Origin of the sequence: Micavibrio aeruginosavorus, assembly GCF_051245535.1 — a bacterium.
In the GTDB taxonomy this organism is placed as follows: Bacteria; Pseudomonadota; Alphaproteobacteria; order Micavibrionales; family Micavibrionaceae; genus Micavibrio; species Micavibrio aeruginosavorus_D.
In genome coordinates this window covers 2,235,843-2,262,510 of the sequence record NZ_CP195303.1, presented here as the reverse complement: position 1 = coordinate 2,262,510, position 26,668 = coordinate 2,235,843, and the positions used below count along the sequence as shown (strand labels likewise).

Sequence of the window (26,668 nt, the reverse complement as noted above, 5' to 3'; positions counted from 1 at the left end):
CTGCCTTGCCCTTTCTAATCGGCCCCTCCGGGTCATTCTTTTCATAACCACACCCCTCTGGACTGTATCTCGTCATGGCCCGTTCCCGTCGCTCCTCGCGCTCCCGTTCTTCGTCCCGTCAAAAGGGACCATCCTTTGTGCCGGAGCGGATTCAGGCTTTTGCCGCCAACCGTCTGGTCGATGGGTTTGGGGGAGCGATTGCGTTGGCCGGGCTGGCGCTGGTCGCCGCATTGCTCAGCTATCACCCCGCCGATCCGTCGATCAATACGGCCAGCGCCGCCAATGAAATGATGGCCGGCCCGCAAAACTGGATGGGCACGCCGGGCGCATTTATGTCGGATTTGTTTTTGCAGACTTTGGGTATTGGATCATGCGTGTTTGCGCTGGTTCTGATCGCGCTTGGTGCGCGGGTTATTCGCCGCACGCCGATCCGCCCGCTAACCCTGCGGTTTGTTTTCACCATTCTGGCGGCGTTGTTTACGGCCACGGCGGCGGCGCGCCTGCCCTCTGGCGGATGGATGACGCAGGATTGGCTGGGCGGCAGTGGCGGCGTTGTTTTGCTGAACACGCTGGCCGGATGGTTGCCGGGGTCATCCACCGGATTGGGCGCGCACACGATTGCCGCGTTGATCGCCGCTGTGGGGGCGCTGGCCTGTCTGCCGCTGGCCATGGCGGTGACGAAGGATGAAGTGATTTATGTCTGGGATTCGCTGCGCTATATGGCCGCATGGACGACCGAGAAGATCGTTGGGGCCGCGCATGCGTTTTATGATTGGATCCGTCATTATTCAGATCCGGAATACGTCGCCCCGGCGCGTGAACGCCTGACCCAATTGGAGGCCCCGAAATCCCGGTCCCGCCGCGCCCGTATCACCGCCGATGATGACGAAGAAATTATTGATGCGGAGTATGAGGAAGAAGACGAAGACGATGAGGACGAAGAATACGAAGATGACGAAGAAGAAGTGGACGAGGAGGATGAAGAATCCACCCCGCGTCTGCGCGCGCCGATAAAGGCCGCCAAAGTCGTCAAACCGGAAAAGGCCAAGAAAAAGGCCCCGAAACCATCGACCAAGCAACGCCAATTGGCGCTGGCCACCACCGATGGCGAATGGGAATTGCCGTCGACCGATTTGCTGCGCGAATTGCCGGACAATCTGGGCGATGGGCAAATGGACGAAGCGACGTTGCAACGCAATGCCGAATTGCTGCAAACCGTGTTGCAAGATTTCAACGTGCAGGGGGAGATTGTATCCATCCACCCCGGCCCGGTGGTGACATTGTACGAACTGGAACCCGCACCGGGCGTGAAATCATCGCGCGTCATTTCCCTGTCCGACGATATTGCCCGAAGCATGTCGGCCACATCGGTACGCTGCGCCGTTATTCCGGGCCGCAACGTCATTGGTATCGAATTGCCGAACCGCAAGCGCCAGACCGTGTTTATGCGCGAGATGCTGGAAACATCGGATGTGCAGGATGCCAAGGGTGCATTGCCGTTGATCCTAGGGAAAGACATTGGCGGTCAGCCGATTATCGCCGATTTGGCGCGTATGCCGCACTTGCTGGTCGCCGGGACCACCGGTTCGGGGAAATCCGTGGCCGTGAACACGATGATTTTGTCATTGCTGTATCGTCTGCCGCCGGAAAAATGCCGATTCATCATGATTGATCCGAAGATGCTGGAATTGTCGGTCTATGACGATATTCCGCACTTGCTGTCCCCTGTGGTGACCGAGCCGGGCAAGGCGGTGGTTGCGCTGAAATGGACGGTGAAGGAAATGGAAGACCGCTACCGCGCCATGTCGAAACTGGGCGTGCGGAACATCGAGGGGTATAACGAGCGCCTGCGCGAAGCGCGTAAGAAGGGCGAAGTTCTGACCCGCCGCGTTCAAACCGGATTTGACGGTGACACCGGCAAGCCCGTGTTTGAAGAACAGCCAATGGATATGAACGAAATTCCGTATATCGTCGTCGTGGTCGATGAATTTGCCGACCTGATGCTGGTGGCCGGGAAAGACGTTGAAAACGCGATCCAGCGTCTGGCCCAGATGGCCCGGGCCGCCGGTATCCATTTGATCATGGCGACCCAGCGCCCGTCGGTTGACGTTATTACGGGCGTTATTAAAGCCAACTTCCCCACCCGGATTTCGTTCCAGGTCACATCGAAAATTGATTCCCGCACCATTCTGGGTGAAGGCGGCGCGGAACAATTGCTGGGCATGGGTGACATGTTGTACATGGCGTCCGGTGGCCGCATCACGCGTGTCCACGGCCCGTTCGTCGCCGATGATGATGTTGAAAATGTTGTGACATTCATCAAGAGCCAGGCCGAGCCATCATATATCGACGATGTCACCGAGGGCGGCGATTTCGGCGATTCCGAAATCATGTCCGCGATGTTCGGCGAAGGTGGCGGCGGCAATGATTGCGATGAATTCTACGACAAGGCCGTGGCCCTGATTGCCCGCGAACGCAAGGCATCGACCAGCTTTATCCAGCGCCACTTCCAGATCGGCTATAACCGCGCCGCGCGGATTATGGAGGAGATGGAACGCCAAGGCGTGGTCAGCCGCGCCAGCGCGACGGGCAAGCGCGAGGTTCTGGTCGGGGATTATTCCGACGCCTGACCCCTTGCATATATTACCATAACCTTATAGCAAGGCCGGCTCGGGATACACCCTGTTCCGGCCTTCTTCATGCCTTTCTTTCGCCGGGTTGTTTGGGTACAAATGACCCCATGAAAACACGTATTTTGACGATTATGACCGGGTTGGCTCTTTTGGGGGCTGCGACATTTATTGGCACGGGTGTATCCGCGCAAACTGCGGCAACGGAAGCCACAGCGACAGAGGCCGCCGCAGGTGCAATCCCGGCGACCAGCGTGACCACGCCAGCGGCCGTTCCCGCTATCCCGACCGATGTCACCACCTACAGCCCCGAGCAAGCCACCGCCATGGCCGTGCAGGCCGAGCAATGGTTGCAGCAATTGAAAACAGCGCGCGCGCGCTTCTTGCTGACCGCCGGGAATGGCACGCAATTGATCGGGACGTTCTATCTGAACCGTCCGGGAAAATTGCGCTTTGATTACGATGACCCGGTGAAGGATTTCGTCGTCGCCGATGGTGTGTTCATTTATTTCTATGACGCCAATCTGGGTGAACAATCCAACGCGCCGATTGGCCAGACTTTGGCCGATTTCCTGTTGCGCAGTGATATCCGCCTGTCCGGTGATGTAAAGGTCGACAGCGTCGTGGAAAGCGGCGGGTTGATCCAGATCAAATTGAGCCAGACCGCCGATGCGGGTGCGGGCAGCCTGACCCTCGGCTTCACGCGCGAGCCGTTCCAGTTGAAAAAATGGCGCGTCATCGACCCGCAGGGATCGGTCAGCGAAGTGGAATTGTTCCAGATGCAGACCGGCGTTGCGTTGGAGCGTGATTTGTTCGTCTATCGCGACCCGCAAAAAAAGGCTGGTTCGCTGAACCAATAGGGTATAACGAGGCATCTTGAATGGCCAGCAAACGGAGACCGCGATTGAGCGACACGCTGAAAGCCAGCGCCGACCCGGCAGGATGCACAGGGATGTGCGCCGCCCTGCCCCCCACACCGCCACCCGCCGCCTTTGACGCGGTGGTGGAGGGGATTGACGCGCCCAGCGCTGATATCCGCATCATCCGCTTGCGCCTGAACAACAATGCCCGGCTGGCCTATCGCGCCGGGCAATATGCCGATCTGGCTGTGGCGGGACTGCCCGCCCGGTCTTATTCGATTGCCAATGCGCCCGATGCCAATGGCACCACCGACCATCTGGAATTCCACATCCGCAACACGGGCGGTGCGGCCAGCCAGCACGTCGCCACGCAATTGAAAATCGGCGACACCGCCACCATCACCGCACCGATGGGCCATGCCACATTGGCCCCGGGGTGCGTGAAACCAATTATTGCGATTGCCGGGGGCATGGGATTATCCCCGATGAAGGCGATTGTTGAATCCGCCCTGAACACCGGGCATCCGGGTCCGATTACGTTGTATTGGGGCGCCAATTATGGGGATGATCTGTATATCGCCGATCATTTCCGCGCGCTGCAAACCGCCCACCCGACATTCCGGTTCGTGTCCGTTGTGCGCGATGACAAAAGTCGCCCGGCAGATGCCCAAGCCGGCATGGTTGGCGATGTCGTCATTCACGATCACGCCGATTTATCCGGCGCATCCATTTACGTGGCCGGACCGCCGCCGATGGTGTCGGCGATACTCCCGCAATTGCTGGCGCACAACGCCCAGCGCGGCGACATTCATACAGATGATTCATCTGCCCGCGCGGGCGGTCTGGGCCGTCAACCAGCCGGGACCCAATCAGGCGGGACCCAACCATCATGAGCAGCCGCGATGACGGACCCATGGATCAGTTGATCCGCGCCTTCGCCAACCTGCCCGGTCTGGGGCCACGGTCGGCGCGGCGGATTGCGCTGCATCTTCTGTCACGCAAGGACACGGCCATGAAACCGCTGGCCCATGCGTTGGACCATGCGGCGGAAACCATTCGCACCTGTTCGGCGTGCGGCAATCTGGACATGGCCGACCCCTGCCGCGTGTGTCAGGACCCCAGCCGCAATGCCCGCACGTTGTGCGTGGTGTCTGGCGTGTCGGATTTATGGGCGATTGAACGCACCGGCGCGTATAAGGGGCGGTATCATATTCTGGGTGGGTTGCTGTCCGCACTGGACGGAATCGGGCCGCAGGATCTGCGCATTGCATCGCTGCTAGACCGCGTGCGACATGACGGGTTTGATGAAATCATTCTAGCGCTGGCCGCCACGGTGGACGGGCAAGCCACGGCGCATTACATCACCGACCGCCTGAGAGGGCACGGAACCGAAGGCCAGAGCGTGAAAGTCACACGACTGGCCCACGGTATTCCGGTGGGTGGCGATCTGGATTATCTGGATGACGGCACCATCGCCACGGCGTTGAAATCGCGGGCGTAAACCCTCGCGCCGTTCCTATTCTTTTTCCGACACATAGACGGAACAATCTTCCGCCCCGACGCGCAGCACCGCCATATGGGTGTAATGCGCCACGCGGTCCCCGCCGATGCAGAAATCGTAATACAAATTGGCCGGGAAATAATGATCCGCCGTAGTCGCCACCACGCTCGCATCACCAAAGGCAATGTAAACCGGGGCGGTGGCACAGACACTGACGATCCGCGTATCATCATCAAACGCGGTCGCATTCCGGCTGGACGTGGCCGCCGCGGTCAACGCATGCGCCCCACCGGATTTCAGCCGCACGGCGGGGATGGGGGTATTATCACTGTCACGGGGCAGTAAAGTTGCCATTCTTTATCTCCTTCAAATCACAATAAAAAACGCGCCGAACCGTGAAGGTCAGCGCGCAAAAAAGCCGGGCAAAAATGGATACATTGGTCCCGGCGACAGGGGCCAGTATCGCCTTGGATCAATGCATTGTCAAGGAATTAATTCCCAATCACCTGCCTTACGCACCATACTATCTGACCGCAAATAAGCCGCCCCAGCTACTAATGCCTAGCAGGAAACCAAAATCATACCAGCCGCCACTATTGGGAAAGGCATAAATTCTTATGCTGTCATCAAAAATATGCCCTATGAGTGCAATCCACGCTGTCAGGCCGTGCCAAATTCCAGAAAAAAATCCAGGGACATCATCATAAGTGTCCGCATAGGGTTGGGTGGCACAAGCGGCGAGCATTAAACAACACAAAAATATTATAGCTATGCTTTTATATCGCATTACGCCTTCCCCGGTTTGGTCGCGACAAACTTTTGAGTATCAAATAATGGAAGATACTCAAATTACTCCTACGCCATCGACCCGATGGCAAATTCCGTCGCGTTCCCCGGTTGGACCGTGTGGTCGGCGTGGAGGGCGCCGACGGGGAGGTCGACGAGGGTGACGTAGAGCTGGACGCCCATCTGGCCGCTGGAGGACAGGTCGGCGTTTTTCGACAGGGCCTCGGCAAAGCGGGTGGCGGCTTCCAGCGGTTCGGTTTCGTATTGGGGCCGTTGCAGCATCAGGCAATATTCGTTTTTACCCGTTTGCGCGATGATGTCGCTTTGGCGGCGCAGGCGAACCAATGTTTGCGATAGGCGCGCGGACAGGGCCGCAGCGGCGTACGGGCCGTCCACTTCCATCACATCCTTGTGGTTTTTGATGCCGATAAAGACGAGGAAAGAGCGTTCGCCGTAGCGGTCGGCCCGGTCCAGACAGGACAGGAACAATTGGTTAAAGGCGGATTTGGCGATGACGCCGCCAGCGGAGGGGAAGTCCTCGGTATCGTCACCGATGCGGGCGATCAGGCTGGTCAGACGTTCGGCGTTCTGGCCCATTTTTTCGAGGCCCGCCCCGTCGATGGGTTTCAGCATCACGTCATTGGCCCCGGATTTCAGGGCTTCGACCCGGTCCATGGACCCGGACATCAGGACGATATAGGGGTAATTCCGCACCGAACGGCGAATGCCCAGAATGATCGGGCGCGCATTGTTCAGCGGCGCGGGGTCGATAAAGACCGCGTCAAAGGGTTCCACCCCCAGCCGTTCAATCGCGTTGTTTTTCACCGCTTCCTCCACCACCGTATGGCCGGCCGTTTGCAGGCGGGCGGATACGAGCTGGGTCGTCAGGCTGTCGCGGTCAATCACGAGGATTTTCATGGTGGGCTGATCCCTTGAAACCCCCGAAAATCCGGGGGGATATGTCTTAAATAAAGGTCTGATTATTCTATCCTATTTTCCCATTGTGCCAAGGCTGGTCTTAAAAAATGGGTAAGAGGGCGCAAAATCGGCAAAAACCGGGAATTCCGCCCCAAAATAGTGCTTTACAAGGGCATGAGGCTTCGCTAATTAAAGGGCCTTCGCCGCGAGGCGGAGAAAAATCCAAATGCCGTGCCCAGGTGGCGGAATTGGTAGACGCGCACGGTTCAGGTCCGTGTGGCCGAAAGGTCGTGGAAGTTCGAGTCTTCTTCTGGGCACCATTAATTCTAGAGTATTGAGGCGTTTACGCCTTGAATGACGATCACCCGCCCGCGATAATGTGGCGGGTTTTTGTTTTTTAACCATAAGGGATACCCATGACCGTGACGTTGCATAAGGGCGATCTGCCCGCGGGATTGAATTTCGGCACAATCATCGCCGTTGATACCGAGGCCATGGGCTTGAACAATCACCGCGACCGTTTGTGCGTTGTGCAACTGTCCGCCGGGGATGGCACCGCGCATCTGGTGCAGTTTGAACGGGGCCAATATGACGCGCCGAATTTGAAAAAATTGCTGGGCGATCCGAGCGTTTTGAAATTGTTCCATTTCGCCCGGTTCGATGTGGCGATTATCAAACATTATCTGGGTGTGGAGTGTAACCCGCTGTGGTGCACGCGGTTGGCGTCCATGCTGTGCCGGACCTATACCGACAAGCACGGTTTGCGCGAATTGTGCCGCGAGCTTCTGGGCATTGAGTTGAACAAGCAACAACAATCATCCGACTGGGGTTATGATACGCTCAGCCCGGAACAGATGAATTACGCCGCCAATGATGTGTTGCATCTGCATGCGTTGAAAGAGCGTCTGGAAATGATGCTGAAACGCGAAAACCGTTTGGAGCTGGCGCAGAAATTGTTCGATTTCGTGCCGACCCGCGCGCAACTGGATTTAATGGGCTGGCCGGAAACCGACATTTTCGCGCACAATTAAAGATAAGAAAGACCGCCATGATGACCGCACCGCGCTTTGACGCCGACACCACGCCGATGGACACCGACAAGGCCGCGCGCGACATCGCCACGGGCCGCCGCACCATTGAAACGGAAGTGGCGGGGCTGAACGCGCTGGCCGCATCGATGGATGATAATTTCGCCCGCGCCGTCGCCGCCATTCAGGCGATGAAGGATACGGGCCGGGGCCGTTTGATCGTGGCGGGCATTGGCAAGTCGGGGCATATCGCCAAGAAACTGGCCGCGACATTCGCCTCCACCGGCACGCCGTCTTTCTTCGTCCACCCGGGCGAAGCCAGCCACGGCGATTTGGGCATGGTGACAGAAGACGACATCGTCTTGTTGTTGTCCAATTCCGGGGGCAGTGCGGAACTCTCCGACCTGATCCATTATACGCGCCGTTTTGGTATCACCTTGATCGCCATCACCAGCAAAGCGGACAGCGCATTGGCCAAACATGCGGACCAGTTGTTGTTGTTGCCGCAAATGCCGGAAGCCTGCCCCATCGGCATGGCCCCGACGACATCCACCACCATGACATTGGCGTTGGGCGATGCGATTGCGGTTGCGTTGCTGGAACGCATGGGCTTGAGCAAGGATGATTTCAAAGTCTGGCACCCGGGCGGCAAGCTGGGCCAGCGTTTGCAAAAAGTATCCGCGTTGATGCATGCCTATGACGCCCTGCCCCTCATCGACCAATCGGCCACGATGGATCAGGCGATTTTGATGCTGAGCGCAAAAAACCTCGGCGTTGTGCTGGCACTGGATTCATCGAAAAAGCTGGCCGGGATTATCACCGACGGCGATTTGAAGCGCCATATGGGCCCGGATCTGCTGTCCCGCAAAGTCAGTGAGATCATGAGCAAGAACCCGCGCACCATCGCGCATGACGCGCTGGCGGTTGAGGCCGTGGATGTCATGACCAAAACACCGGGCCAATATTTGACCAGTTTGATCGTCGTCGATGATGCGAACAATCTGACCGGATTGATCCGTTTGCAGGATTGCCTGCAGGCCGGAATCGTTTAATTCACCCCATAAAGGCGTACCACCATGCATTTTGATATTCTGCACCTGATCGAAACACTGGGCATGTGGGGCGTTTGGGCCGTGGTGTTTGCCGAATCCGGCATTTTGTTCTGCTTCTTTATGCCGGGGGATTCGTTGTTGTTCGCCGCTGGTGTTCTGGCGGGACAGGATTTGATGCCGATTGGATGGCTGGCGGGCGGATGTTTCGTTGCCGCCGTGACCGGAAATTTGCTGGGCTATGAAATCGGCAAACGCGTGGGCATGAAAATCATCAACCCGCGCACGGAAAAATTCCTGAAGCCCAAATACATTCAGATGACGTCCGACTTCTTTGACCGCCATGGCAAAATGGCCATCGTTCTGGCGCGGTTTATGCCAATTATCCGCACATTCACGCCGTTTTTGGCGGGTATGGTGGGCATGTCGTACCGCGTGTTTTTCATCTACACCATTGTGGGTGCGGTGGCGTGGGCTCTGGGTCTGACCATGCTGGGGTTCTTCCTTGGCGATTTGATCCCGCAGGACAAGATCGACATGTATATCCTGCCGATCATTCTGGTGATTATCGTGATTTCGGTTTTGCCGTCCGTCTTCCATATCTGGAAAGAAATGCGCACCAGCAAGGCCGCCGCACCCGAGAACGATAAAGCATGACGCATCACGGCGACGATGATAACGATCTGGACCGGGCGCGCCTGTCGCAGCTCTTACGCCCCAGCACGCGGGAACGCGCGCGGCTGCGGCTGACGGGGCAGCGCCGGACCTTTATCATGCGGTGGGTGCGCCTGTTGCTGCCGATGGCGGCGCTGGCGATTGTCGCGGTTGTGATTGCCTGGCCGAAGATGGAAGACAACATGGCCCCGGTCCGCAAGGAAGAACTGCTGCCCCAGACGGTTGGCCGGAACGAGCTGATCAATCCGCGTTTTGAAAGCGAAGATAGCAACGCCCAACCCTTTACCGTCACCGCCATATCCGCCACACAGGACAATAATGATCAAACCTTGATCCTGTTGAACAAGCCGAAGGCGGATATCAAACTGACATCCGGGCACTGGATCGCGGGCGAAGCGGATCAGGGCGAATACCGTCAGGAACAAAAGAATCTGACCCTGACCGGCAATGTGCGTTTGACGCAGGATGAAGGGTACATGATGGAAACCGCATCCCTGTTCGTTGATATGAATACACGGACAATAAACACCACCGACGCCGTGCGCGGCAGCGGCCCGGCGGGCACATTACAGGCCACGGGCATGCAGGGTGATGGCGTCAGCGGCGTTCTGGTTTTCACTGGGCCTGCGACACTGGTTCTCAACCGCTCTGTGAAGGGGCTTTCGCAATGAAAAAATGTCTCGCTCTGCTTCTCGTGTGCGCCCTTTACACGCCGGCGGCCATGGCCCAAACGAACAACAGCCAGCAACCGCTGGAAATCAGCGCGGATAAAACGCTGGAATGGCATCGCAATGACAAGCGTTATATCGCCAAGGGCAAAGCCGTTGCGCAACAGGGCGATACCATCATCGCCGCCGAAACGCTGACCGCCGATTACCGCGAAGCCAACGGCAAGAACATGGATATTTACCGCCTGACTGCGGAAACGGATGTGGCGATTACATCGGGCATCAACACCGCGTACGGCAACCACGCCATTTATGACGTGGATAGCGGCATGGCCACATTGACCGGCGGTGATTTGCGTATGACATCGCCGGAGCAAACGGTTACCGCCACGGAAAAATTTGAATATGACGTGAATGGCGGGCGGTTGTCGGCGATTGGCAATGCCAAGCTAGTCCGTGGCGAAGATATTTTGGAAGCGCCCAGCATGTCGGCCTTCTTCGCCGCGCAAAGTGCGGACAGTGAACAATCCCGCAAGCTGGAACGCATGGAAGCCACCGGCGGCATCAAAATCACCACCCCGACGGAAATTCTGACGGGCCATCGCGGCGATTATGATGCGGCCACCAACACGGCGATCGTCACCGGCAATGTCAAAATCACCCGGGGCCAGAATATTCTGGAAGGCGAAAAAGCCACCGTCAACCTGACCACCAATGTCAGCACATTGACCGGAAACACCGTGCAAAAAGGGGCCGATGGCCGCGTGCGCGGTGTGTTTTATCCAGAGGATAAGACGAATGAGAAAGCGGAAACGCCCGTACAGCCAAAGGCCGAGGCAACACCGGCAAAGACGGATTTGAAGCCAATCATCACGGTCATTCCCGCACCGGCTGCGGATGAGCCGGTTACGCCCTAACGCGCGATCAACACACGGTAGAAAACATACTGGTTCGCCGCCGTGTCGCGGAAGCAGCCGGAGCTGTGGTTACGCAGGCGGTCTTCGGTGTCATCATCGCCCAGCGTTTCCGCCCCCGCATATGTACCATCAAACAGTGTGAAATCGGCCTGTGCATCCACCGGAATGGCATCGCCCTCTTCCTGAATATCCACCACGACATTGACCCATTTGCATACATCAGCGCGCAAATCACGCACCAGCATGATCAGATCCGCCGACGAAGCCGTGCCCGCCGTTGTGCCCGCACCGATAAATTCATTATGCCCGGTAAACAACATGGTTGGCACGCCAACCCCCAAGGACGCATCCATGGTTTTTAAAACAACGCCACCGCCTGTGGGATCGAAGACTTCGAAATCGGGATTGGCCCCCGGTGTGCCGTAAGTGCCGGACAGATCGTCGTGCGCGAAGCTGACCTGTGACGGCGTTGCTCCGCGCAGGCGAATTTGCGCCACAGCCCGGGCGATGGTTTCGCCATACTCGATTATATCGGAGGCCAGCAATTTATCGCGGTCACGTTCCAATGTTTGCACGGACCCACGGTTGCCCTGCGAAATCGCGAAAGACAGCGCCCCGAACAAGGCCACACCCACAAAGATATAAAAGAAGACGTTGCCGCGTTCATTGCGGCGACCTTGAATATGTTTCATGGATTTATGATGCCCGATGGGGCCCCTGTTGGCTAGGCCTTCGCAATAAAGGCTTTGAATTCAGACTGGTTGGATTTTGGAATATGCACGGGCATGGTGCGCACGCCATGCGCCGCCAGCGTCAGGAACGTGGCACGGCCAGAACCGATTTCAATATTTTCCATGAGACCAATGCCAAGGATCGGCATTTCCAAGGCGGTGCCGGCGGAAATTTTGCCTTCGACCTCGGCGCGTTTGGGCTGTTCTTTCTCTGGCAATTCACCAACATCCTTGATGCGGCCATCGGGCAGCATCCATTCATAGGAGAAGAGCGAGGTTTGCCAGCTTTTCAAAACTTTGGGCACGTCAATCATGACCGTTTCATAACGGTCTTCGCGCCCCGTGGTCACGGGGTTGGCAATAAAGTCCGGAATTTTAACCGCGTCTTTTGTCGCCATGGGATGATTCCCGGATGATTCCCGCTTGCTGGCCCGATCCCCTCTGGACGGGCCTACCCCTTTTTTATAAAGTGACTCGGTAACAAATTGGTAAACGCCGCGCACGCCGCGTTAAAGGTTTCATTATTATGACAACACAACCCACACCCACACAAGCCCCGGAAATCATTGCGGTTGAGGCAGATTGCGACGAAGTGTGCTGCGATGGCGGTGGCGGGGCCTTGGGGCACCCGATAGTCTGGTACACGTTCGATGGCCGGAAAACCGTGGAATGCCTGTATTGCGACCGCCAGTTTGAGCAAAAAGCCGCGTAAACCGCGAAAATCCGCCAGTTAATTTCACGCCCCATTTTACTCCCCCATTTTACCCCCTTGGCCTTGATGAAGGCGGGGGGTTTTCTATATATTTAAGTGGATGGTGCCGGATGGCCGGGCCATCGATTGCACGCCACCAACGGTGCCGAATTTTCGGGCCAATCAGGGGGCGGGTGATCTGACCAACATCGAACCTCGCTTACCTTTGAAGGAGGATAATTATGACTTCACGCCTGACCGTATTCGATTCGCCCCTGTTTCTGGGCTTTGAACAATTTGAACGCACCCTGGACCGGATCAAAAAAACATCCGACGGATACCCGCCATATAATATCGAACAGATTGGCGAGAACGGGTTGCGGATTACACTGGCGGTTGCCGGATTCACCATGAACGATTTGGATGTCGAGGTTGAGAACAATCAACTGACCATCCGTGGCCGCCAAGCCGAAGACGACGATACGCGCCTGTACCTGCATCGCGGGATCGCGGCGCGCCAGTTCCAACGCTCTTTCATTCTGGCCGACGGGATCGAGGTCGACGGCGCGTCACTGGACAGCGGTCTTCTGCATATTGAAATGAAGCGGGTCGAGCCCGAATCTGCGGCCCGCAAAATCGCCATCAAGGATCAAAATGTGATTGGCCAAAATGGTCATTCATCCCGCAAAGCGATCGACGTCGAGGGCCAGAATAAATAAGGCCCCATCATAAGACCTGAAACTATCCACACACCCCCTAAGCAACGCGCGCCTTCTTAAGCGTTGCTTAGGATCTTTCCTATACATTCTACCGAAAGGGGAATAGCCATGACGGACTGCAAAACAACAGACTGCAAATCGGCTTCCGGCTTACGCGATATTTCCGCGCAGGATTTTCTGGGCTTTGGCGTACAACATTTTGCGTATGTACGCCCGGCCATTCTGAACGGCCAGAAGGTGTTTTCCATCCACGCCGCCGACGGTACACCGCTGGGGTACCATGATAATTTCGATGCGGCTTTGGTTCTGACACGCCAGAATGATCTGGAGCCCGTGCGCGTGCAGTAATGCACCACGCATGATCATAAATAACAAAAGCCGGTCCAATGACCGGCTTTTTCTTATCTGTATCAATACGTGGACAGATTATTGTTTGATATCGTTGCTGGCCATGGAGCGCAAATTCAGGCGCAGATTTTGCCATTGGCGCGCGGTGGTGTGACGTTGCGAGTCGGTCGAGTCGCTGTTGCGGACAATCAGCCCACGGATAAAACCCTTACGCGGTACGAAATGTTCGCGGCTATAGCTGCGGATAATCGACGGAATATTCAACATGGTTTATCGGCTCCCTTTGCCCTTACGGGTATTTTTATAGCGCGCTGCTTCACGATCGGGTTCGTCCCGAAAGGCCAGCGCCTTCAACGCAATTGTGCTACGGAGTATTTACATATCCATACACGAGCGTGCGAAAAAGTCAAGAGACAAGCATGCTTACACGCAATCGCGGGATAGATGACGGGATGAATGTCGAGCGGGGCAGTATCAAATCACGCAGAATCCGGCCTTCTTTTCGATCAATTGATCCTTATACATTTCCATAACTATAATATCATTATACAGGCTGTTTGTGCTGTGATTGTGGAGAATGGGGCCGGATTTCAGCGAATCGGACCGAATCGGGGGTTCTTTGGGATAGATCCGGAATAATTTCAGGGCAATTACGCCGCGAACATGCCGCCCGTGCGCACCATCGGGGCATTCAGGGCCATGCGGATGTCGTGTTCGCTGCGGGCGCGGCGCAGGGCGGTGCAGGCCATATCGTCGCGCAACAAACGCGACAGGCGCGCCAGACGACGCAAATGCAACGGCCCATCCGTTTCCGGGGACAGCAGCATGGCCACAATATCCACGGGCTGGCGATCCACCGCGTCGAAATCAACGGGGGCGGCCAATGTCATCATCACGAAGACCGGGCGTTCCAGAAGGCGCAGGCGCAAATGCGGAATGGCCACACCGCCACCAATGCCGGACGTGGCCTGACGTTCACGTTGCAACAAGCGTGCAGCGATGGCGGCAGGTTCCATAGAGGCAGGGGATGCGGCCAGATCGGCCAGTCGGTCAATGATTTTTCGGCGGGTGGACAATTTCGCCAGCGGCAAAACCAGGTCGGCGTCGATGTGAAATACCGAGTCGGACATTCTGTCTTTTCCCGTTCCTTTTAAAAACCAAGTGAACGTATAAGGCGAAGAATCTACGCCGTCCTTTGTACAGGGCGCGATTCGGTTCGCCAACTGGTTCTGAATCACGTGATTCATTTTAATCACAACTTTGAGATTACCGTAAGATGGACGGCGGTTACGGGAAAGCCGCATATGTGCAAATAAATCCCCTCCCCCGTCACTCCGGCGCCAGAGATGAATGGGGCCGGGATCTTGATAAATTTACGCAAGATTTGAACCGCTACGGACGCAACGGACGCGACGTTTTCACCAAACCCCACCGCCGGGCATTCCCGCGAAAGCGGGAATCCAATGGATGGGGCGTGTGGATTCCCGCTTTCGCGGGAATGCCTGAAACGGGAAAACAGGACACAAAACCCGTTGCGTCCGTCGCGGTTCAATCCTGTTCAAGGCGGAGGAAGATCCCGGCATACGCCGGGATGACGCGCCCTCTTCGTGGTTTACAAAAAAACAAGGCGGCCGAAGCCGCCTTGTTATCCGTTTCAAGGGAAACTGTATTTTATTCCGCCGCTTCCTTGTGCGCGGACAGGCCGTTGCCCACCGGGTCGACCCAGCCCACGTGCCCGTCCGGGCGGCGATAGACCATGTTCAGGCCGCCGTGGCTTTCGTTGCGGAACAACAGTGCGTTCTGGTGCATCAGATCCATGTGCATCACGGCGGTGGACACGCTGAGCGTCAGGATGTCCGTGGTCATTTCCGCGACGATGATCGGGGCCTGTTCACCCGAGGTTTCTTTTGTATCTTCGTCATCCTGTTCGGCGGCGATGGTATAGCTGCGCGCTTGCAGGATTGAATCGTCCGGCATGTCTTCGCTGCGGCGATGGTGGTCACGCAGGCGGTTTTTATAACGGCGCAATTGTTTGGCCAGTTTCACCGCAGCCTGATCAAAGGCCGCATAAATGTCGGTGTCTTCTGATTCGGCGACGATATTGATGTTTTTACCGATGCGAATGGACACATGCGCATTGAAGAACGCATGGCCTTCGCGCGAAAAGATGACAGTCGCATCAATCGCGCGATTGAAGAATTTGGCATTCAGATCCTCCAGCTTTTCCTGGACATGGGCGCGCAGTGCGTCGCCGACATTGATCTGTTTGCCTTGAACGGATAGTTCCATGGTTTTCGTCCTTACATTTGGTTTAGAAAAATCTTGCGATTTAGGCGGGATGATTGTGACGTGCTTATTTAGCGAAATCCTCCACGGTTCGGAGATCCCAGAAGGTGCATCGCGCGCCTTCATACCCCCGTATCATTGAGTCTAGTCCGTAAATCATTGACATCAACTTAACTTACCCATCGTATCGAAAGGTAAAATGTTTAATAAAATCAATTATATAAAAATTATGACAAGAATAAACTTTGTAATCCCCCCTCCTTTGTCATTCCCGCGAAAGCGGGAATCCATGGAAAAGGAACGGACATGCTGTATGGATTCCCGCTTTCGCGGGAATGACAGCAAAAAGGAATGAAACCAAGATAAAGAGTCGGTCAGGCGGGCCCGGAATTTTTCTTCTGCTTCCGGCGCTGGACCGAGGACGGGATATTCATGCCTTCGCGGTATTTGGCCACCGTGCGGCGGGCCAGATCAATGCCCTCGGCTTTCAAGATGTCAACGATGGCATCATCGGACAGGACCGCATCGGCCTTTTCCGCGTCGATCATGGATTTGATTTTTGCCTTCACCGCCTCTGCCGAATGGCTGGTGCCATCCGCAGCCACAAGCGCGGTGGAGAAGAAATATTTCATTTCAAAAATACCGCGCGGCGTGGCGATATATTTATTCGTGGTTACACGGCTGACCGTGCTTTCGTGCATTTCGATTTTTTCCGCGATGTCTTTCAGCGTCAGCGGTTGCAGAAATTCAATCCCGAACAGGAAGAACGCATTTTGCTGTTCCACGATTTCCGCGGCCACTTTCAAAATCGTCTTCGCGCGTTGGTCCAACGCCTTGACCAGCCAACTGGCCGCGTTCATCTGCGCGCTTAAATAATCCTTGTCCTGACGGGTTTTTGCCTGTCCGGCCACGGTCGTGTAATAGGATTGATTGACCAGCACGCGCGGCAAGGCATCATTGTTCAGTTCAACGCGCCAGCCACCGCCTTCGGATTTCGGGATCGGGCGCATTGCCGCATCGGGAATCACCGTTTGCACGACGAAATGATCGAACGATGACGCCGGACGCGGATTGAGGGCGCGGATATCATCAATCATATCGCGCAGATATGTTTCATTGACACCGCAGGCCCGCGCCAGCGCATTGTAATCATGGCTGGCCAGTTTATCGAGATTTTGCAGCAAAAGGCGCATCGGTTGATCAAGCTGCCCCAGATCATCCAATTGCAAGGCCAGACATTCGGCCAGATCGCGCGCAAAGATTCCCGGCGGATCGAATTTTTTCAGACGGGCCAGCAAGGCCTGCATCCGGTCGAGCGGGCAACCCAGCCGTTCGGCCAATGTTTCCGGCCCTTCGCGCAAATACCCGGTTTCATCCAACTGATCGATCAGCAGGGCGGCAATCATGCGATCGCGCGGATCAGCCGTATCCATCGCCACCTGTTCCAGCAGATGTTCGCGCAGCGTTTTATCGCGCGTCAGTGTATTTTCAAGGGAATTTTCATCATTTTCAAAATTGCTGCGCCCGCCCGCGCCCGTGCCGCTATACGCATCGGCCCCGGTGTAATCGCCCGCATTGGCGGCGGTGGAGGATGGCGTTTCGGCCTCATTCCCCGTCCAGCTTTCGTCAAATTCGGTTTCGACTTCGTCGCGTTGCTGGCTGGTCGTGTCTTCGGCCCCGGTGGTGTCAGCATCGCCCTCGACGCTGGCCTGATTGTCCGATTCGCCCTTTTCCAGCAGCGGGTTTTTCTCCAGCTCTTCCTCAATATATTCCGCCAGTTCGATGTTATTCATCTGCAACAGCTTGATGGCCTGTTGCAGCTGGGGGGTCATGACGAGGTTTTGAGACTGGCGTAGATCCAGCCGTTGGGACACATTGGACATGCAAGCAATATACCACAAAATTGGCGGAAATCATGGGGTTATGTAGGTATGTGGTTGAAATGTTTGACATAAAACAATTCTGTGCGATACGGTGCCCCGTTCTTTAAAAACGGTCTTTTAAAAACGGGTCGCCGCCCCCATGTCGCTTCTGACGCGCCTCTTTCAAACCCATGCCGCCAGCACGTCCCGCGTGTTGGCGAATACCGATGTGCGATTAAAACTGCGCGATGATTTTCCGATGGTGGCGTTTGTCAACGGCAGCAAGAATAATTTCACCACCATGTGGCTGAAAGACACGCTGGATCGGCAATTGGACAAGGTTGGTGAAACGCTGGACAGCGTGGATCACATCACCATTGCCTATCCACACAAAGCGGCATCCGCATGGAAGAAAAAGCCGCATGCCATGGTGTCGTTGACTGCACAATTCGCCGCCGCCTTGCGCAAGGATATGCCGCAGGTGAATTGGATTATTGCCGACGGATTGTGCGAGACGCGGCATTTAAACCGATCCAACCCCAAAGGGCAGGATATGGTGAAAACATTGCGCAAGAAACACCAATTCGATTACATCGCCAATGAACAGATGGGCGATTTGCCTTTCGTGCGCAAGGATCATCAAGGGCCGTCTTATTTCATCCTGCTGGATGATGTGTATGCACAGGGTACGACCGCCGCGAATATGATCAGCTTTATCCATCACAATGGCGGGCACGTTCTGGCCGCCGCATCGATTGAAAAACCGCATGAAATGAATTCATTTCATTTGCGGCAATATGCGTGCAAAACAGACAAGGCCCGCGTGTTTCAAAATGACGCCTATAACAAGGGCGCCATCCCGCAGATCGCCGAAATTTTATCCGGCTATGTCTGGTGCGGATCAGAAGCTGGAACAAAAAGACAATTTATCGACGATCATCTGGAAGACTATGTGCAGGAGCTGGACCACGCCCTGCAGAATGCGGGCCTGAGCCTCAGCACCCTGACCATGGCGGAATGCGACCGATTGATGGACTATTTCAAAGGCGGTTATCACTCCAAAACCCTAGGGCACCGTGAGTTTATTGCGGCCCTGACACAAAAACCGCGGGTGGAGATACGGCGATGAGCAGCATTTCCAAATTCTTTTCAAAATTGCTGATCGGGGCCCATAAAGAAGCGGAGCCCGTTATTGTGCCGGGCTTCGACCCGCAGGGGCGCTTGCATCTAACCTTCCGCTGCGCCGTGCGGCCCGGTGAAGGGGCCTTTAACCGCATGGTTTTCCCGGGACGGACGGCATTGGATGATGAAGCGGCAAAAGACTGGCCGGAAACACTCTGCCCCGGGTCATTGAATTGCGGCGTGATTGAATTTCCATCCAACTTCGATGCGCTGTCCGGTGATGGCGACAGAATCGAAAAACTGGATCACGGCATTTTCGTTCCCGAATTTGAAATTCCGCGCGAAATGATCGTGAACAACCGCGTTGTCCCCTATTCACCGCGTGACAACCAACGCATGGGCATTGCCCAGGCCTGGCATTGCGCCGTTCGCAACGACGACAGTGGCGAATGTTTTCAAGCATGGCATGTGCGCCGCATTGATGGCACATACCCCAAATTTCACAACATCATTGAATTGATGGCGGACCGCAAATTGCGCGACAGTCATGAATTAAATGACAATACGAATCTGACCATCACGATGTACAGCAAGCAGGCGCTGTAACTTACATCGCGAATGTTTCACCCAGATAGACACGGCGCACATCATCATGGGCGATGATTTCGGCGGGTGTGCCTTCCATCAAGACATGACCATCATGCAGAATGTAGGCACGATCAACCAGATCGAGCGTGTCGCGCACGTTGTGATCGGTGATCAGGACGCCGATGCCTTTATCTTTCAAATGTGAAATCAAGGTGCGAATTTCACCAATCGCGATTGGGTCAATCCCGGCGAGGGGTTCATCGAGCAGGATGAAGGATGGGCGGCTGGCCAGTGCGCGGGCGATTTCAACGCGGCGGCGTTCACCACCCGACAGGGCAATGGCGGGCGCGCGGCGCAAATGGTCGACGGAAAATTCCGCCAGCAATTCATCCAGCAGGGCTTCCTGATCTTCGCGATTCAAATTCTGGGCCTGCAACACGGCGCGGATATTATCCTCGACGCTCAACCCGCGGAAGATGGATGATTCCTGTGGCAGATACCCGATGCCCAAACGGGCGCGGCGATACATGGGCAGGTTGGTGATGTCTTGCCCATCCAGCATGATCATGCCGGAATCGGCACCGATCAGACCGGTGATGATATAGAAGCTGGTGGTTTTCCCGGCACCGTTGGGGCCGAGCAAGGCCACGGCCTCGCCCCGCTGCACATGCACGCTGACATCGCGCAGAACGGGACGTTTTTTGTAGGTCTTCGATAAATGGTGCGCGACCAGACCGCGCGCCGGCATATTGGAAACTGGGGTCATGATGGATTCGGTTTTAGCGGAAAACGCCTTGTTTGTCATCCCGGGATTTTTTAAGGAAAACCACGAATGGACACGAATTTACACGAATAACAACCGTCATACCGGCGAAGGCCGGTATCCAGTGGATGGATCGTATGGACCCCGGCCCCATTAATTCCTGGCGCCGGGGTGACGATGATGAAGGGCGTGAATTTATTCGTGTAAATTCGTGTCCATTCGTGGTGCACACCCCTTACTTCACAGCCCGGCGCCATTTTGGCCCGGTTGGCGTATCCTCGATCTCGATCCCCTTGGCGGCGAAAATATCGCGGATTTCGTCGGCGCGTTTGAAGTCCTTGTTTTTACGGGCTTCGGTCCGTTCTTTCAGCAGGGCATCAATGGCGGCATCGTCATCATTGGCCGCGCCGCCCCCCGCTTTTCCTTGGAACCACGCTTTCGGATCCTGTTGCAACAAGCCCAGCAACGCCCCGGTGCCCTTCAGCGCCGCTTTGATTGCGATTTTATCCGCTTCGCTCAAATCGGTGCGGTTGGCATCCTTGGCCAAGGCCAGCAAGGCGGCGAGCGCGAGCGGCATGTTCAGATCATCACACAGGGCCGCCATGACCCCGTGATGCACAACGGCATCACCATCCGGCACAGCGGATAAAGTATCCAGCGCGCGATAGAGCGTATCCAGATTTTTGCGCGCCTGATGCAGGCCGTTTTCGGTCCAGTCGAGCGGTTGACGGTAATGCGCGGCCAGCAAGGCAAGGCGCAACACCTCACCCGCATGACCCTTCAGCAAGTCATGGGCCAGCAGGAAATTGCCCAGTGATTTGGACATTTTCTCACCCGCCACCGTCACGAACCCGTTATGCACCCACATGCGCGCAAAGGCACGCGGATCGGTTTCGTGCCCATGGGCGCAGCAGCTTTGCGCGATCTCATTTTCATGGTGCGGGAATTTCAAATCGGCCCCGCCGCCATGAATGTCAAACGGCAGCCCCAGATGTTTTTCCGCCATGGCCGAGCATTCAATATGCCAGCCCGGACGCCCACGCCCCCATGGGCTATCCCAGCCCGGTTGATCCGGGGTGGAGGGTTTCCACAGCACGAAATCGGCGGCGTCTTTTTTATACGGCGCAACATCAACCCGCGCGCCCGCAATTTGATCGTCACGGCTGCGCCCCGACAGGGCACCATAGGATTCATAAGACGGCACATTGAACAGAACATGCCCATCGGCGGCATAACCGTGGCCGCGTTCGATGATTTGTTCAATCTGCTTGATCATTTCAGGGATATGTTCGGTCGCGCGCGGCTGCACATCGGGTTGCAGAACGCCAAGAGCGGCCATGTCGTCGTTATAAATCTTTTCGTAGCGGCGGGTGAGGGTTTCAATCGCTTCGCCCGCTTCCTTCGACGCCGTGATGATTTTATCCTCTACATCGGTGATGTTGGATACATAGGTCACGCGCGGATAGATATGACGCAGAACACGGTTCAGCAGATCAAACGCCACCGCCATGCGGGCATTGCCGATATGGGCAAAGCTGTACACCGTCGGGCCGCAGGCATAGACGCGCACATGGTTCGGGTCGGCGGGCGTGAACGCTTCCTTCTCCCCCGACAAAGAATTATGCAGCCGCAAAACAGGCGTATCGGTCATGGTGATGATCCGTCAAAAACGTTTGAAAATCCGTAGAAAATTTATAGCAGGATGATTTAGTTAAAGGAAGGCACCTTCGCCCCTTTGATAAAGGGGGATTTTTGGACGATGGCCAGCATCCGGTCCTTGGAGAAGGGTTTTTTCAAGAAACCCGATGCCCCACCCTTGGACGCATTGACGATATTGTCTTTCACCGCATCGACCGACAGCATGATGATATAGGACGCCGGGTCCACCTTGCGGATGGCGTCCAGCGTTTCATGGCCGTTCAGGCCCGGCAAATGAATATCCAGAAACACCACATCGGGGGCGTGTTCGATATAGGCCAGAATGGCATCCTCGCCCACCTTGGAATGGACCAGTTCGTAATCCTTTTGCAAGATTCCGGTGGTGTAGGAGGCGGTGAAGCGGTCATCTTCGACCAATAAAATCAGGGCCGCATCGCGCCGGTCGCGCCGCACGGCGATGGACGACACGCGGTTTTGATCGGCCATGGCCAGATAGGCCTTGCTGCGCTGTTGCGTCAGCATTTTACGATCAGCCAATTTTTGCGCGACCATCATTTCGCGCCCGAAATTCAAAACATCACAGGATGAAATTTTATGCTGGTCCGTGATTTCACGGTGCATGTCGAACAGGCGGTCCTGTTGCTGTTCCGTCAGGATGCGCGTGACCAGCAACACATCACCATCGGCAAAGCGATAGAGCGTCGGTTTGTCCAGAATGCCGATTTTTTCAGAAAAATATGCGACCCACTGATCCCCCTCAGCGGCCAGCGCGGCCTGCTTCGCCGGAATGGTCATCAGATCATTGATCATCGCGTCGTGATTATATTTACGCGATAGGCCCAGAATCATTCCCACCCACCCTTTCGGATCGGTGCGCATCACCTCGACGAAGGTGAGAAAATGATGTTCGGCGCTTTCGCGAATAATTTCCATGAAAGGTGCTTTTCCTTTGGACCCCTGCCGCCTATTATCGCCGTACGGACCTTAAATTTCCGTGTAAAAACGTGACCTTAATCATATCACAGGCCCCCGCTATGACCCAAGCCCCCGCCTTTGAAACACCCGGTTTTGACCTGATTCTGAGCCACGGCACGGTGATGACGCCCGGCGGGCGGGTCATGACGGATGTGGGTGTGCGGGATGGACGGATTGTCGCTATTGGCGACTTAAGAACCGCAAAAACCGCGAATCGGGTGGATTGCGCGGGGCTGCATATCCTGCCCGGTGTCATTGACACGCAGGTGCATTTCCGCGAACCCGGATTGACGCACAAGGAAGATATTGAACACGGCACCATGGCCGCGGCATGCGGTGGCGTGACCGCCATTTTCGAAATGCCCAATGTCAAACCGCTGACCATCACGCCGGAGACGCTGGCCGATAAAATGCAGATGGCCGCCCGCGCCCCGTGGGTGGATTATGCGTTTTATTTCGGCGGCACGGCAAACAACGCGGCCCAATTGGCCGCATGGGAAAATTTACCCGGTGTGTGCGGCATCAAGATTTTCATGGGGTCATCCACGGGTGATTTATTGTGTGCGGAGGATGAACATATTGAAAACATCCTGCGCCATGGCAAACGCGTCGTCGCCGCCCACGCCGAAGACGAAGCCATGATGAATGCGAACAAGGACACCTTGCTGGGCGACAGTAACGATGTGCGCTTGCATCCCGTCTGGCGATCGGTTGAATCGTGCGTGTCGGCCACGACACGGTTGATCCGGCTGGCCCGTAAAACCGGGCGGCGGGTGCATATTCTGCATATCAGCACGGCGGAAGAGCTGGAGATTATTAAGGACAACAAAGACATCGCCAGTTGCGAAGTATTGCCCAACCACCTGACCTTTGCCGCGCCGGAGTGTTACGAACGGCTGGGGACATTGGCCCAGCAAAACCCGCCGATTCGTGAACAACGGCATCAAGACGCGTTGTGGGCGGCGGTGAATAATGGGTTGATCGATATTCTGGGGTCCGACCATGCCGCGCATACGATCGATGAAAAAAACCAAACCTATCCCGCCAGCCCCAGTGGCACGCCGGGCGTGCAGACGTTGGTGCCCGTCATGCTGAACCACATTCATGCAGGGCGGTTAAGTTTGGAGCGTTTTGTCGAGCTGGTCAGTTATGGCCCGCAACGCATTCACCAAATCGCCAACAAGGGACGCATCGCCCTGGGGTATGATGCCGATTTCACGATTGTCGATTTGAAAGCGGAGCGCACCATTACCAACGCCCAGCAAAAATCGAAATGCGGGTGGACCCCCTATGACGGGATGGCCGTCACCGGGTGGCCGATGATGACCGTGGTTCGCGGCCATATCGTCATGCGCGAGGATGAATTGATCGGCACACCCCTCGGGGTTCCGGTGCGATTCCGGGAAAGTCTGTGAACCGCCCGGCTTTCTTTGGTTTGCAGAGATGGATGCAAATTGCGAAAAATTTTAATCAAAAACGTAAAATTTTTTAGCAAACCCTGATAAATATTGAAAATCAGGGTGTTACAGGGCGTTTCTTTACCCTTTCTTTGCCGTTTTTAAAGTGGTTTTTAACACTTCGCGGCCATAATCAGACTCGTGTGTGGGGTTTCATTGCCCGCCTTACCGGGCGGATGGGGCCTTCCTGCGCACAAATTCAACAGCTTTGTAACGTATAGTTTTATGTGTGGGATTACGGTCTAAAATGCATCTTCAATCCCGAATTCACTCGAGCGGGTTTTCAACTGTGGCCAAGGCGAAGCGAAATAGAACACAGGTTAAAAAGCGCAGCCTGACCGACCAGCTCCTTTATTCTCCGGCGCAAATCTGGCGCAGCCGGCTGAGCTGGCGTATTGCCATGGTTGTGTTTTTGACCATCCTGATCGTGCAGGTCTTTACGCTGTGGATCACGGTGAACAGCTATGCCAATGACCGTCTGGCGGAATTGTCGGACACGGCACGCACGGCCATCGTTCCCCTGATGATCGAAGATGTGCCGGATTATTACACATCACCATTGAACGACACGGGCATTCGCCGGTTGCTGTCCACCACGAAAGTGCGCGGGATTTCGATTTATGCCGCCGATTTAAACTTCCTGCGCAGCTATGGCGAACCAACCACCATCACGCTCAGCGACCCCAACAGCGTGACGCGCACATTGCGCACCAATAATGGCGACACATATGAAACGGTGTTCCGCCCATCGGCATTGGGTCGTCCTTATAATATAGTAGTGCGCATCGACGCCTCCGCCGTACAGCCGCAGGTGATTGCGTATGTGAAGCAGACATTGACCATCATGATGTTGATGTCCGCGTTTGTGACGACCGTATTGATGGTGGCGTTGGGCCGCTGGCTTCTGGAACCCGTGATGTTCATGCGCAACAATCTGCGTGTCGCGGCGGAACACCCGGAAAACCCGCAATTGCCGGATTCACCGTACGATCCGACCGATGAAATCGGTGGGGCCATTGCGCTGTCCCACAATCTGATCGAACAAAATGCCGACAATATTCGCCGCATCCGCGCCGCAGCCGAAGACCAGATTCACAAGCTGGCATATTTTGATACGCTGACCGGATTGCCAAACCGGACACAGTTCGTGATGAATTTGAACGAACACGCCCGCAGCCGCGACGCCGCCGATAATATGACGCGGTTCGCCGTTGTCGCGCTCGACCTTGACCATTTCAAGGACGTCAACGACACCATGGGCCACAATATTGGCGATGCCATTTTGCGGGCCGTTGGCAAACGTTTGCGCAGCTCCCTGCCCGAATCCGCAACCGTCGCCCGGTCGGGCGAGGATGAATTTGCCATTACCGTCGCCCTGTCGGGCGGGTTGGTGGCGCGTGATATCGCCGACCGCGTCATGGGCGTGATCCGGTCCGAACCGTTCCGCGTGTTCAATGAACAATTCCAGATTCGCGCATCCATCGGCGTGGCCACATTCCCGGATGATGGCATCGACCCGGATCAGGTGTTGAAAAACGCTGACATCGCCCTGAACCGCGCGAAAGAAGAAGGGCGCGATCAGGTCAAGGAATATTCCGAAGATTTCGACCGTGCCGTTCAGCAGCGATTCCAGATGCTGCGCGACCTGCGCGAAGCCTTGGACAAAAATCAATTGGATCTGCATTACCAGCCGCAACTGGATTTGAAAACCGGCAAGGTGATTGGGGCCGAGGCCCTGCTGCGCTGGTTCAAACCGGACAACAGCAAGGAAGGCGGCGCCTATATTTCCCCGGCCGATTTCATTCCGGTGGCGGAACAATCCGGGTTGATCGTACCGATTGGCGAATGGGTTCTGGCACAAGCGTGCGAAGCCGCAGCGGAATGGAACCGCAATGGCCACGATATCCGCATCGCCATCAACGTATCGGGCGCGCAGTTTTATCAAAGCGATCTCGTCGCCTATGTCCGCGACATCCTGAATAAAACAGGCCTGAATCCGAAAATGCTGGAATTGGAAGTCACGGAAAGCGTGTTTATGGACGATATCCAGCACACCATTCATACGTTGCAGGATCTGCACGGGTTGGGCGTTGAGCTGGCCATTGATGACTTTGGTACGGGCTATTCATCCCTGTCGTACCTGCGCCAATTCCCGATTGACCGCTTGAAAATTGACCAGTCTTTTATCCGCAATGCGCTGAACAACCCGGATGATGCGGCAATTGCCAAAACGATCGTGAGCCTGGGCCATTCGTTGAACCTGAAAGTCATCGCCGAGGGCGTAGAAACCCGCGAACATGAAGCCTTCCTGATCAAAGAAGGATGTGATGAGGTGCAGGGCTTCCGTTACTCCCGCCCGATCCCGCTGGTAAAATTCAAGAGCTTTATTACCAGTTATGACGGCAATTTATCGCAATTTGATGGCTGAGCCGATC

At 55.7% G+C, this 26,668-nt stretch carries 27 protein-coding genes and 1 tRNA gene; 17 read left to right on the top strand and 11 right to left on the bottom strand.

Annotated elements, in window-relative coordinates; all coding sequences use genetic code 11:
* The first annotated feature begins 74 nt into the window (after nt 1-74).
* The 4 genes from ACSC94_RS10870 to recR all read left to right on the top strand — a co-directional run bounded on the left by ACSC94_RS10870 (nt 75) and on the right by recR (nt 4,991).
* Complete coding sequence (locus tag ACSC94_RS10870) at nt 75-2,630, top strand: DNA translocase FtsK 4TM domain-containing protein (RefSeq protein WP_435640860.1); 2,556 nt, start codon at nt 75-77, stop codon at nt 2,628-2,630.
* Nucleotides 2,631-2,740: 110 nt separating this feature from the next.
* The gene (locus tag ACSC94_RS10865; protein ID WP_435640859.1) at nt 2,741-3,490 is read left to right on the top strand and encodes a LolA family protein; all 750 of its coding nucleotides are present in this window, start codon (nt 2,741-2,743) and stop codon (nt 3,488-3,490) included.
* Nucleotides 3,491-3,534: 44 nt separating this feature from the next.
* Entirely contained in the window at nt 3,535-4,383 is an 849-nt protein-coding gene (locus tag ACSC94_RS10860; RefSeq protein WP_435640858.1) for an FAD-binding oxidoreductase, read from the top strand.
* Complete coding sequence (gene recR / locus ACSC94_RS10855; RefSeq protein WP_435640857.1) at nt 4,380-4,991, top strand: recombination mediator RecR; 612 nt, start codon at nt 4,380-4,382, stop codon at nt 4,989-4,991. The genes ACSC94_RS10860 and recR overlap by 4 nt, the downstream gene beginning before the upstream one ends.
* 15 nt (nt 4,992-5,006) lie before the next feature.
* Here recR and ACSC94_RS10850 read toward each other — a convergent pair whose 3' ends face one another.
* The gene (locus ACSC94_RS10850; protein WP_435640856.1) at nt 5,007-5,345 is read right to left on the bottom strand and encodes a hypothetical protein; all 339 of its coding nucleotides are present in this window, start codon (nt 5,343-5,345) and stop codon (nt 5,007-5,009) included.
* Between the two features lie 501 nt (nt 5,346-5,846).
* A complete protein-coding gene (locus ACSC94_RS10845) occupies nt 5,847-6,695 on the bottom strand; it encodes a DNA-binding response regulator (protein ID WP_435640855.1) in 849 nt (282 codons plus the stop codon).
* A 233-nt stretch (nt 6,696-6,928) separates the two neighbouring features.
* Between ACSC94_RS10845 and ACSC94_RS10840 the strand changes: the two genes are divergently transcribed.
* The 6 genes from ACSC94_RS10840 (at nt 6,929) to ACSC94_RS10815 (ending at nt 11,032) form a co-directional block, all read left to right on the top strand.
* Nucleotides 6,929-7,015, top strand: a tRNA-Leu gene (locus tag ACSC94_RS10840).
* A gap of 96 nt (nt 7,016-7,111) precedes the next feature.
* Nucleotides 7,112-7,726 carry a ribonuclease D gene (locus tag ACSC94_RS10835; protein WP_435640854.1) on the top strand — a complete coding sequence of 205 codons (615 nt, stop codon included), beginning with the start codon at nt 7,112-7,114 and terminating at the stop codon, nt 7,724-7,726.
* Between the two features lie 17 nt (nt 7,727-7,743).
* Nucleotides 7,744-8,775 carry a KpsF/GutQ family sugar-phosphate isomerase gene (locus tag ACSC94_RS10830; protein ID WP_435640853.1) on the top strand — a complete coding sequence of 344 codons (1,032 nt, stop codon included), beginning with the start codon at nt 7,744-7,746 and terminating at the stop codon, nt 8,773-8,775.
* A 24-nt stretch (nt 8,776-8,799) separates the two neighbouring features.
* Nucleotides 8,800-9,429 carry a DedA family protein gene (locus ACSC94_RS10825; RefSeq protein WP_435640852.1) on the top strand — a complete coding sequence of 210 codons (630 nt, stop codon included), beginning with the start codon at nt 8,800-8,802 and terminating at the stop codon, nt 9,427-9,429.
* Entirely contained in the window at nt 9,426-10,118 is a 693-nt protein-coding gene (gene lptC / locus ACSC94_RS10820) for an LPS export ABC transporter periplasmic protein LptC (protein WP_435640851.1), read from the top strand. Before ACSC94_RS10825 ends, lptC begins: the two co-directional genes overlap by 4 nt.
* Entirely contained in the window at nt 10,115-11,032 is a 918-nt protein-coding gene (locus tag ACSC94_RS10815; protein ID WP_435640850.1) for an LptA/OstA family protein, read from the top strand. The genes lptC and ACSC94_RS10815 overlap by 4 nt, the downstream gene beginning before the upstream one ends.
* Here ACSC94_RS10815 and ACSC94_RS10810 read toward each other — a convergent pair.
* Complete coding sequence (locus ACSC94_RS10810; RefSeq protein ID WP_435640849.1) at nt 11,029-11,724, bottom strand: hypothetical protein; 696 nt, start codon at nt 11,722-11,724, stop codon at nt 11,029-11,031. The two genes, ACSC94_RS10815 and ACSC94_RS10810, sit on opposite strands and share 4 nt — an antisense overlap.
* A gap of 32 nt (nt 11,725-11,756) precedes the next feature.
* On the bottom strand, nt 11,757-12,161 hold the full coding sequence (locus tag ACSC94_RS10805; RefSeq protein WP_435640848.1) for a hypothetical protein: 405 nt from the start codon (nt 12,159-12,161) through the stop codon (nt 11,757-11,759).
* Nucleotides 12,162-12,289: 128 nt separating this feature from the next.
* Between ACSC94_RS10805 and ACSC94_RS10800 the strand changes: the two genes are divergently transcribed.
* The 3 genes from ACSC94_RS10800 to ACSC94_RS10790 all read left to right on the top strand — a co-directional run bounded on the left by ACSC94_RS10800 (nt 12,290) and on the right by ACSC94_RS10790 (nt 13,521).
* Nucleotides 12,290-12,475, top strand: coding sequence for a zinc-finger domain-containing protein (locus ACSC94_RS10800; RefSeq protein ID WP_435640847.1), 186 nt, complete (start codon nt 12,290-12,292; stop codon nt 12,473-12,475).
* A gap of 221 nt (nt 12,476-12,696) precedes the next feature.
* Nucleotides 12,697-13,173 carry an Hsp20 family protein gene (locus ACSC94_RS10795; RefSeq protein WP_435640846.1) on the top strand — a complete coding sequence of 159 codons (477 nt, stop codon included), beginning with the start codon at nt 12,697-12,699 and terminating at the stop codon, nt 13,171-13,173.
* A gap of 108 nt (nt 13,174-13,281) precedes the next feature.
* A complete protein-coding gene (locus ACSC94_RS10790) occupies nt 13,282-13,521 on the top strand; it encodes a DUF1150 family protein (RefSeq protein WP_435640845.1) in 240 nt (79 codons plus the stop codon).
* A gap of 78 nt (nt 13,522-13,599) precedes the next feature.
* On the opposite strand, the gene ACSC94_RS10785 is transcribed toward ACSC94_RS10790, so the two are convergent.
* From ACSC94_RS10785 to rpoN, 4 genes are all read right to left on the bottom strand, one after another.
* On the bottom strand, nt 13,600-13,788 hold the full coding sequence (locus tag ACSC94_RS10785; RefSeq protein ID WP_435640844.1) for a hypothetical protein: 189 nt from the start codon (nt 13,786-13,788) through the stop codon (nt 13,600-13,602).
* A 383-nt stretch (nt 13,789-14,171) separates the two neighbouring features.
* Nucleotides 14,172-14,651, bottom strand: coding sequence for a PTS sugar transporter subunit IIA (locus ACSC94_RS10780; RefSeq protein ID WP_435640843.1), 480 nt, complete (start codon nt 14,649-14,651; stop codon nt 14,172-14,174).
* A 541-nt stretch (nt 14,652-15,192) separates the two neighbouring features.
* Nucleotides 15,193-15,810, bottom strand: a complete 618-nt coding sequence (gene hpf / locus ACSC94_RS10775; RefSeq protein ID WP_435640842.1) for a ribosome hibernation-promoting factor, HPF/YfiA family — start codon at nt 15,808-15,810, stop codon at nt 15,193-15,195.
* A gap of 371 nt (nt 15,811-16,181) precedes the next feature.
* Nucleotides 16,182-17,690, bottom strand: a complete 1,509-nt coding sequence (gene rpoN / locus ACSC94_RS10770) for an RNA polymerase factor sigma-54 (RefSeq protein WP_435640841.1) — start codon at nt 17,688-17,690, stop codon at nt 16,182-16,184.
* Nucleotides 17,691-17,829: 139 nt separating this feature from the next.
* Here rpoN and ACSC94_RS10765 point away from each other — a divergent pair, with 139 nt between their 5' ends.
* On the top strand, nt 17,830-18,798 hold the full coding sequence (locus ACSC94_RS10765) for a hypothetical protein (protein WP_435640840.1): 969 nt from the start codon (nt 17,830-17,832) through the stop codon (nt 18,796-18,798).
* Complete coding sequence (locus tag ACSC94_RS10760) at nt 18,795-19,397, top strand: hypothetical protein (RefSeq protein ID WP_435640839.1); 603 nt, start codon at nt 18,795-18,797, stop codon at nt 19,395-19,397. The genes ACSC94_RS10765 and ACSC94_RS10760 overlap by 4 nt, the downstream gene beginning before the upstream one ends.
* Before the next feature lies 1 nt (nt 19,398).
* On the opposite strand, the gene lptB is transcribed toward ACSC94_RS10760, so the two are convergent.
* The 3 genes from lptB to ACSC94_RS10745 all read right to left on the bottom strand — a co-directional run bounded on the left by lptB (nt 19,399) and on the right by ACSC94_RS10745 (nt 22,734).
* Nucleotides 19,399-20,145, bottom strand: coding sequence for an LPS export ABC transporter ATP-binding protein (lptB, locus tag ACSC94_RS10755; RefSeq protein WP_435640838.1), 747 nt, complete (start codon nt 20,143-20,145; stop codon nt 19,399-19,401).
* Nucleotides 20,146-20,377: 232 nt separating this feature from the next.
* Nucleotides 20,378-21,793 (bottom strand): cysteine--tRNA ligase, encoded by a 1,416-nt coding sequence (cysS, locus tag ACSC94_RS10750; RefSeq protein ID WP_435640837.1) that lies wholly within the window; start codon nt 21,791-21,793, stop codon nt 20,378-20,380.
* 56 nt (nt 21,794-21,849) lie between these two features.
* Nucleotides 21,850-22,734, bottom strand: a complete 885-nt coding sequence (locus ACSC94_RS10745; RefSeq protein ID WP_435640836.1) for a response regulator — start codon at nt 22,732-22,734, stop codon at nt 21,850-21,852.
* A gap of 101 nt (nt 22,735-22,835) precedes the next feature.
* Between ACSC94_RS10745 and ACSC94_RS10740 the strand changes: the two genes are divergently transcribed.
* Nucleotides 22,836-24,191 carry a dihydroorotase gene (locus ACSC94_RS10740; protein WP_435640835.1) on the top strand — a complete coding sequence of 452 codons (1,356 nt, stop codon included), beginning with the start codon at nt 22,836-22,838 and terminating at the stop codon, nt 24,189-24,191.
* Nucleotides 24,192-24,480: 289 nt separating this feature from the next.
* The gene (locus ACSC94_RS10735; RefSeq protein WP_435640834.1) at nt 24,481-26,661 is read left to right on the top strand and encodes a putative bifunctional diguanylate cyclase/phosphodiesterase; all 2,181 of its coding nucleotides are present in this window, start codon (nt 24,481-24,483) and stop codon (nt 26,659-26,661) included.
* Nucleotides 26,662-26,668 lie beyond the last annotated feature (7 nt).

Bases quoted from the DNA above. Each gene is read 5' to 3' on its own strand.
- ACSC94_RS10810 (WP_435640849.1), bottom strand. From the start codon at position 11,724: ATGAAACATATTCAAGGTCGCCGCAATGAACGCGGCAACGTCTTCTTT.
- ACSC94_RS10745 (WP_435640836.1), bottom strand. From the start codon at position 22,734: ATGGAAATTATTCGCGAAAGCGCCGAACATCATTTTCTCACCTTCGTC.
- cysS (WP_435640837.1), bottom strand. From the start codon at position 21,793: ATGACCGATACGCCTGTTTTGCGGCTGCATAATTCTTTGTCGGGGGAG.
- ACSC94_RS10830 (WP_435640853.1), top strand. From the start codon at position 7,744: ATGATGACCGCACCGCGCTTTGACGCCGACACCACGCCGATGGACACC.
- ACSC94_RS10850 (WP_435640856.1), bottom strand. From the start codon at position 5,345: ATGGCAACTTTACTGCCCCGTGACAGTGATAATACCCCCATCCCCGCC.
- hpf (WP_435640842.1), bottom strand. From the start codon at position 15,810: ATGGAACTATCCGTTCAAGGCAAACAGATCAATGTCGGCGACGCACTG.
- ACSC94_RS10735 (WP_435640834.1), top strand. From the start codon at position 24,481: ATGCATCTTCAATCCCGAATTCACTCGAGCGGGTTTTCAACTGTGGCC.
- ACSC94_RS10835 (WP_435640854.1), top strand. From the start codon at position 7,112: ATGACCGTGACGTTGCATAAGGGCGATCTGCCCGCGGGATTGAATTTC.
- ACSC94_RS10845 (WP_435640855.1), bottom strand. From the start codon at position 6,695: ATGAAAATCCTCGTGATTGACCGCGACAGCCTGACGACCCAGCTCGTA.
- ACSC94_RS10815 (WP_435640850.1), top strand. From the start codon at position 10,115: ATGAAAAAATGTCTCGCTCTGCTTCTCGTGTGCGCCCTTTACACGCCG.
- ACSC94_RS10795 (WP_435640846.1), top strand. From the start codon at position 12,697: ATGACTTCACGCCTGACCGTATTCGATTCGCCCCTGTTTCTGGGCTTT.
- ACSC94_RS10825 (WP_435640852.1), top strand. From the start codon at position 8,800: ATGCATTTTGATATTCTGCACCTGATCGAAACACTGGGCATGTGGGGC.
- ACSC94_RS10870 (WP_435640860.1), top strand. From the start codon at position 75: ATGGCCCGTTCCCGTCGCTCCTCGCGCTCCCGTTCTTCGTCCCGTCAA.
- ACSC94_RS10760 (WP_435640839.1), top strand. From the start codon at position 18,795: ATGAGCAGCATTTCCAAATTCTTTTCAAAATTGCTGATCGGGGCCCAT.
- ACSC94_RS10790 (WP_435640845.1), top strand. From the start codon at position 13,282: ATGACGGACTGCAAAACAACAGACTGCAAATCGGCTTCCGGCTTACGC.
- ACSC94_RS10805 (WP_435640848.1), bottom strand. From the start codon at position 12,161: ATGGCGACAAAAGACGCGGTTAAAATTCCGGACTTTATTGCCAACCCC.
- ACSC94_RS10740 (WP_435640835.1), top strand. From the start codon at position 22,836: ATGACCCAAGCCCCCGCCTTTGAAACACCCGGTTTTGACCTGATTCTG.
- ACSC94_RS10785 (WP_435640844.1), bottom strand. From the start codon at position 13,788: ATGTTGAATATTCCGTCGATTATCCGCAGCTATAGCCGCGAACATTTC.
- ACSC94_RS10865 (WP_435640859.1), top strand. From the start codon at position 2,741: ATGAAAACACGTATTTTGACGATTATGACCGGGTTGGCTCTTTTGGGG.
- ACSC94_RS10780 (WP_435640843.1), bottom strand. From the start codon at position 14,651: ATGTCCGACTCGGTATTTCACATCGACGCCGACCTGGTTTTGCCGCTG.
- recR (WP_435640857.1), top strand. From the start codon at position 4,380: ATGAGCAGCCGCGATGACGGACCCATGGATCAGTTGATCCGCGCCTTC.
- ACSC94_RS10765 (WP_435640840.1), top strand. From the start codon at position 17,830: ATGTCGCTTCTGACGCGCCTCTTTCAAACCCATGCCGCCAGCACGTCC.
- ACSC94_RS10800 (WP_435640847.1), top strand. From the start codon at position 12,290: ATGACAACACAACCCACACCCACACAAGCCCCGGAAATCATTGCGGTT.
- lptC (WP_435640851.1), top strand. From the start codon at position 9,426: ATGACGCATCACGGCGACGATGATAACGATCTGGACCGGGCGCGCCTG.
- lptB (WP_435640838.1), bottom strand. From the start codon at position 20,145: ATGACCCCAGTTTCCAATATGCCGGCGCGCGGTCTGGTCGCGCACCAT.
- rpoN (WP_435640841.1), bottom strand. From the start codon at position 17,690: ATGTCCAATGTGTCCCAACGGCTGGATCTACGCCAGTCTCAAAACCTC.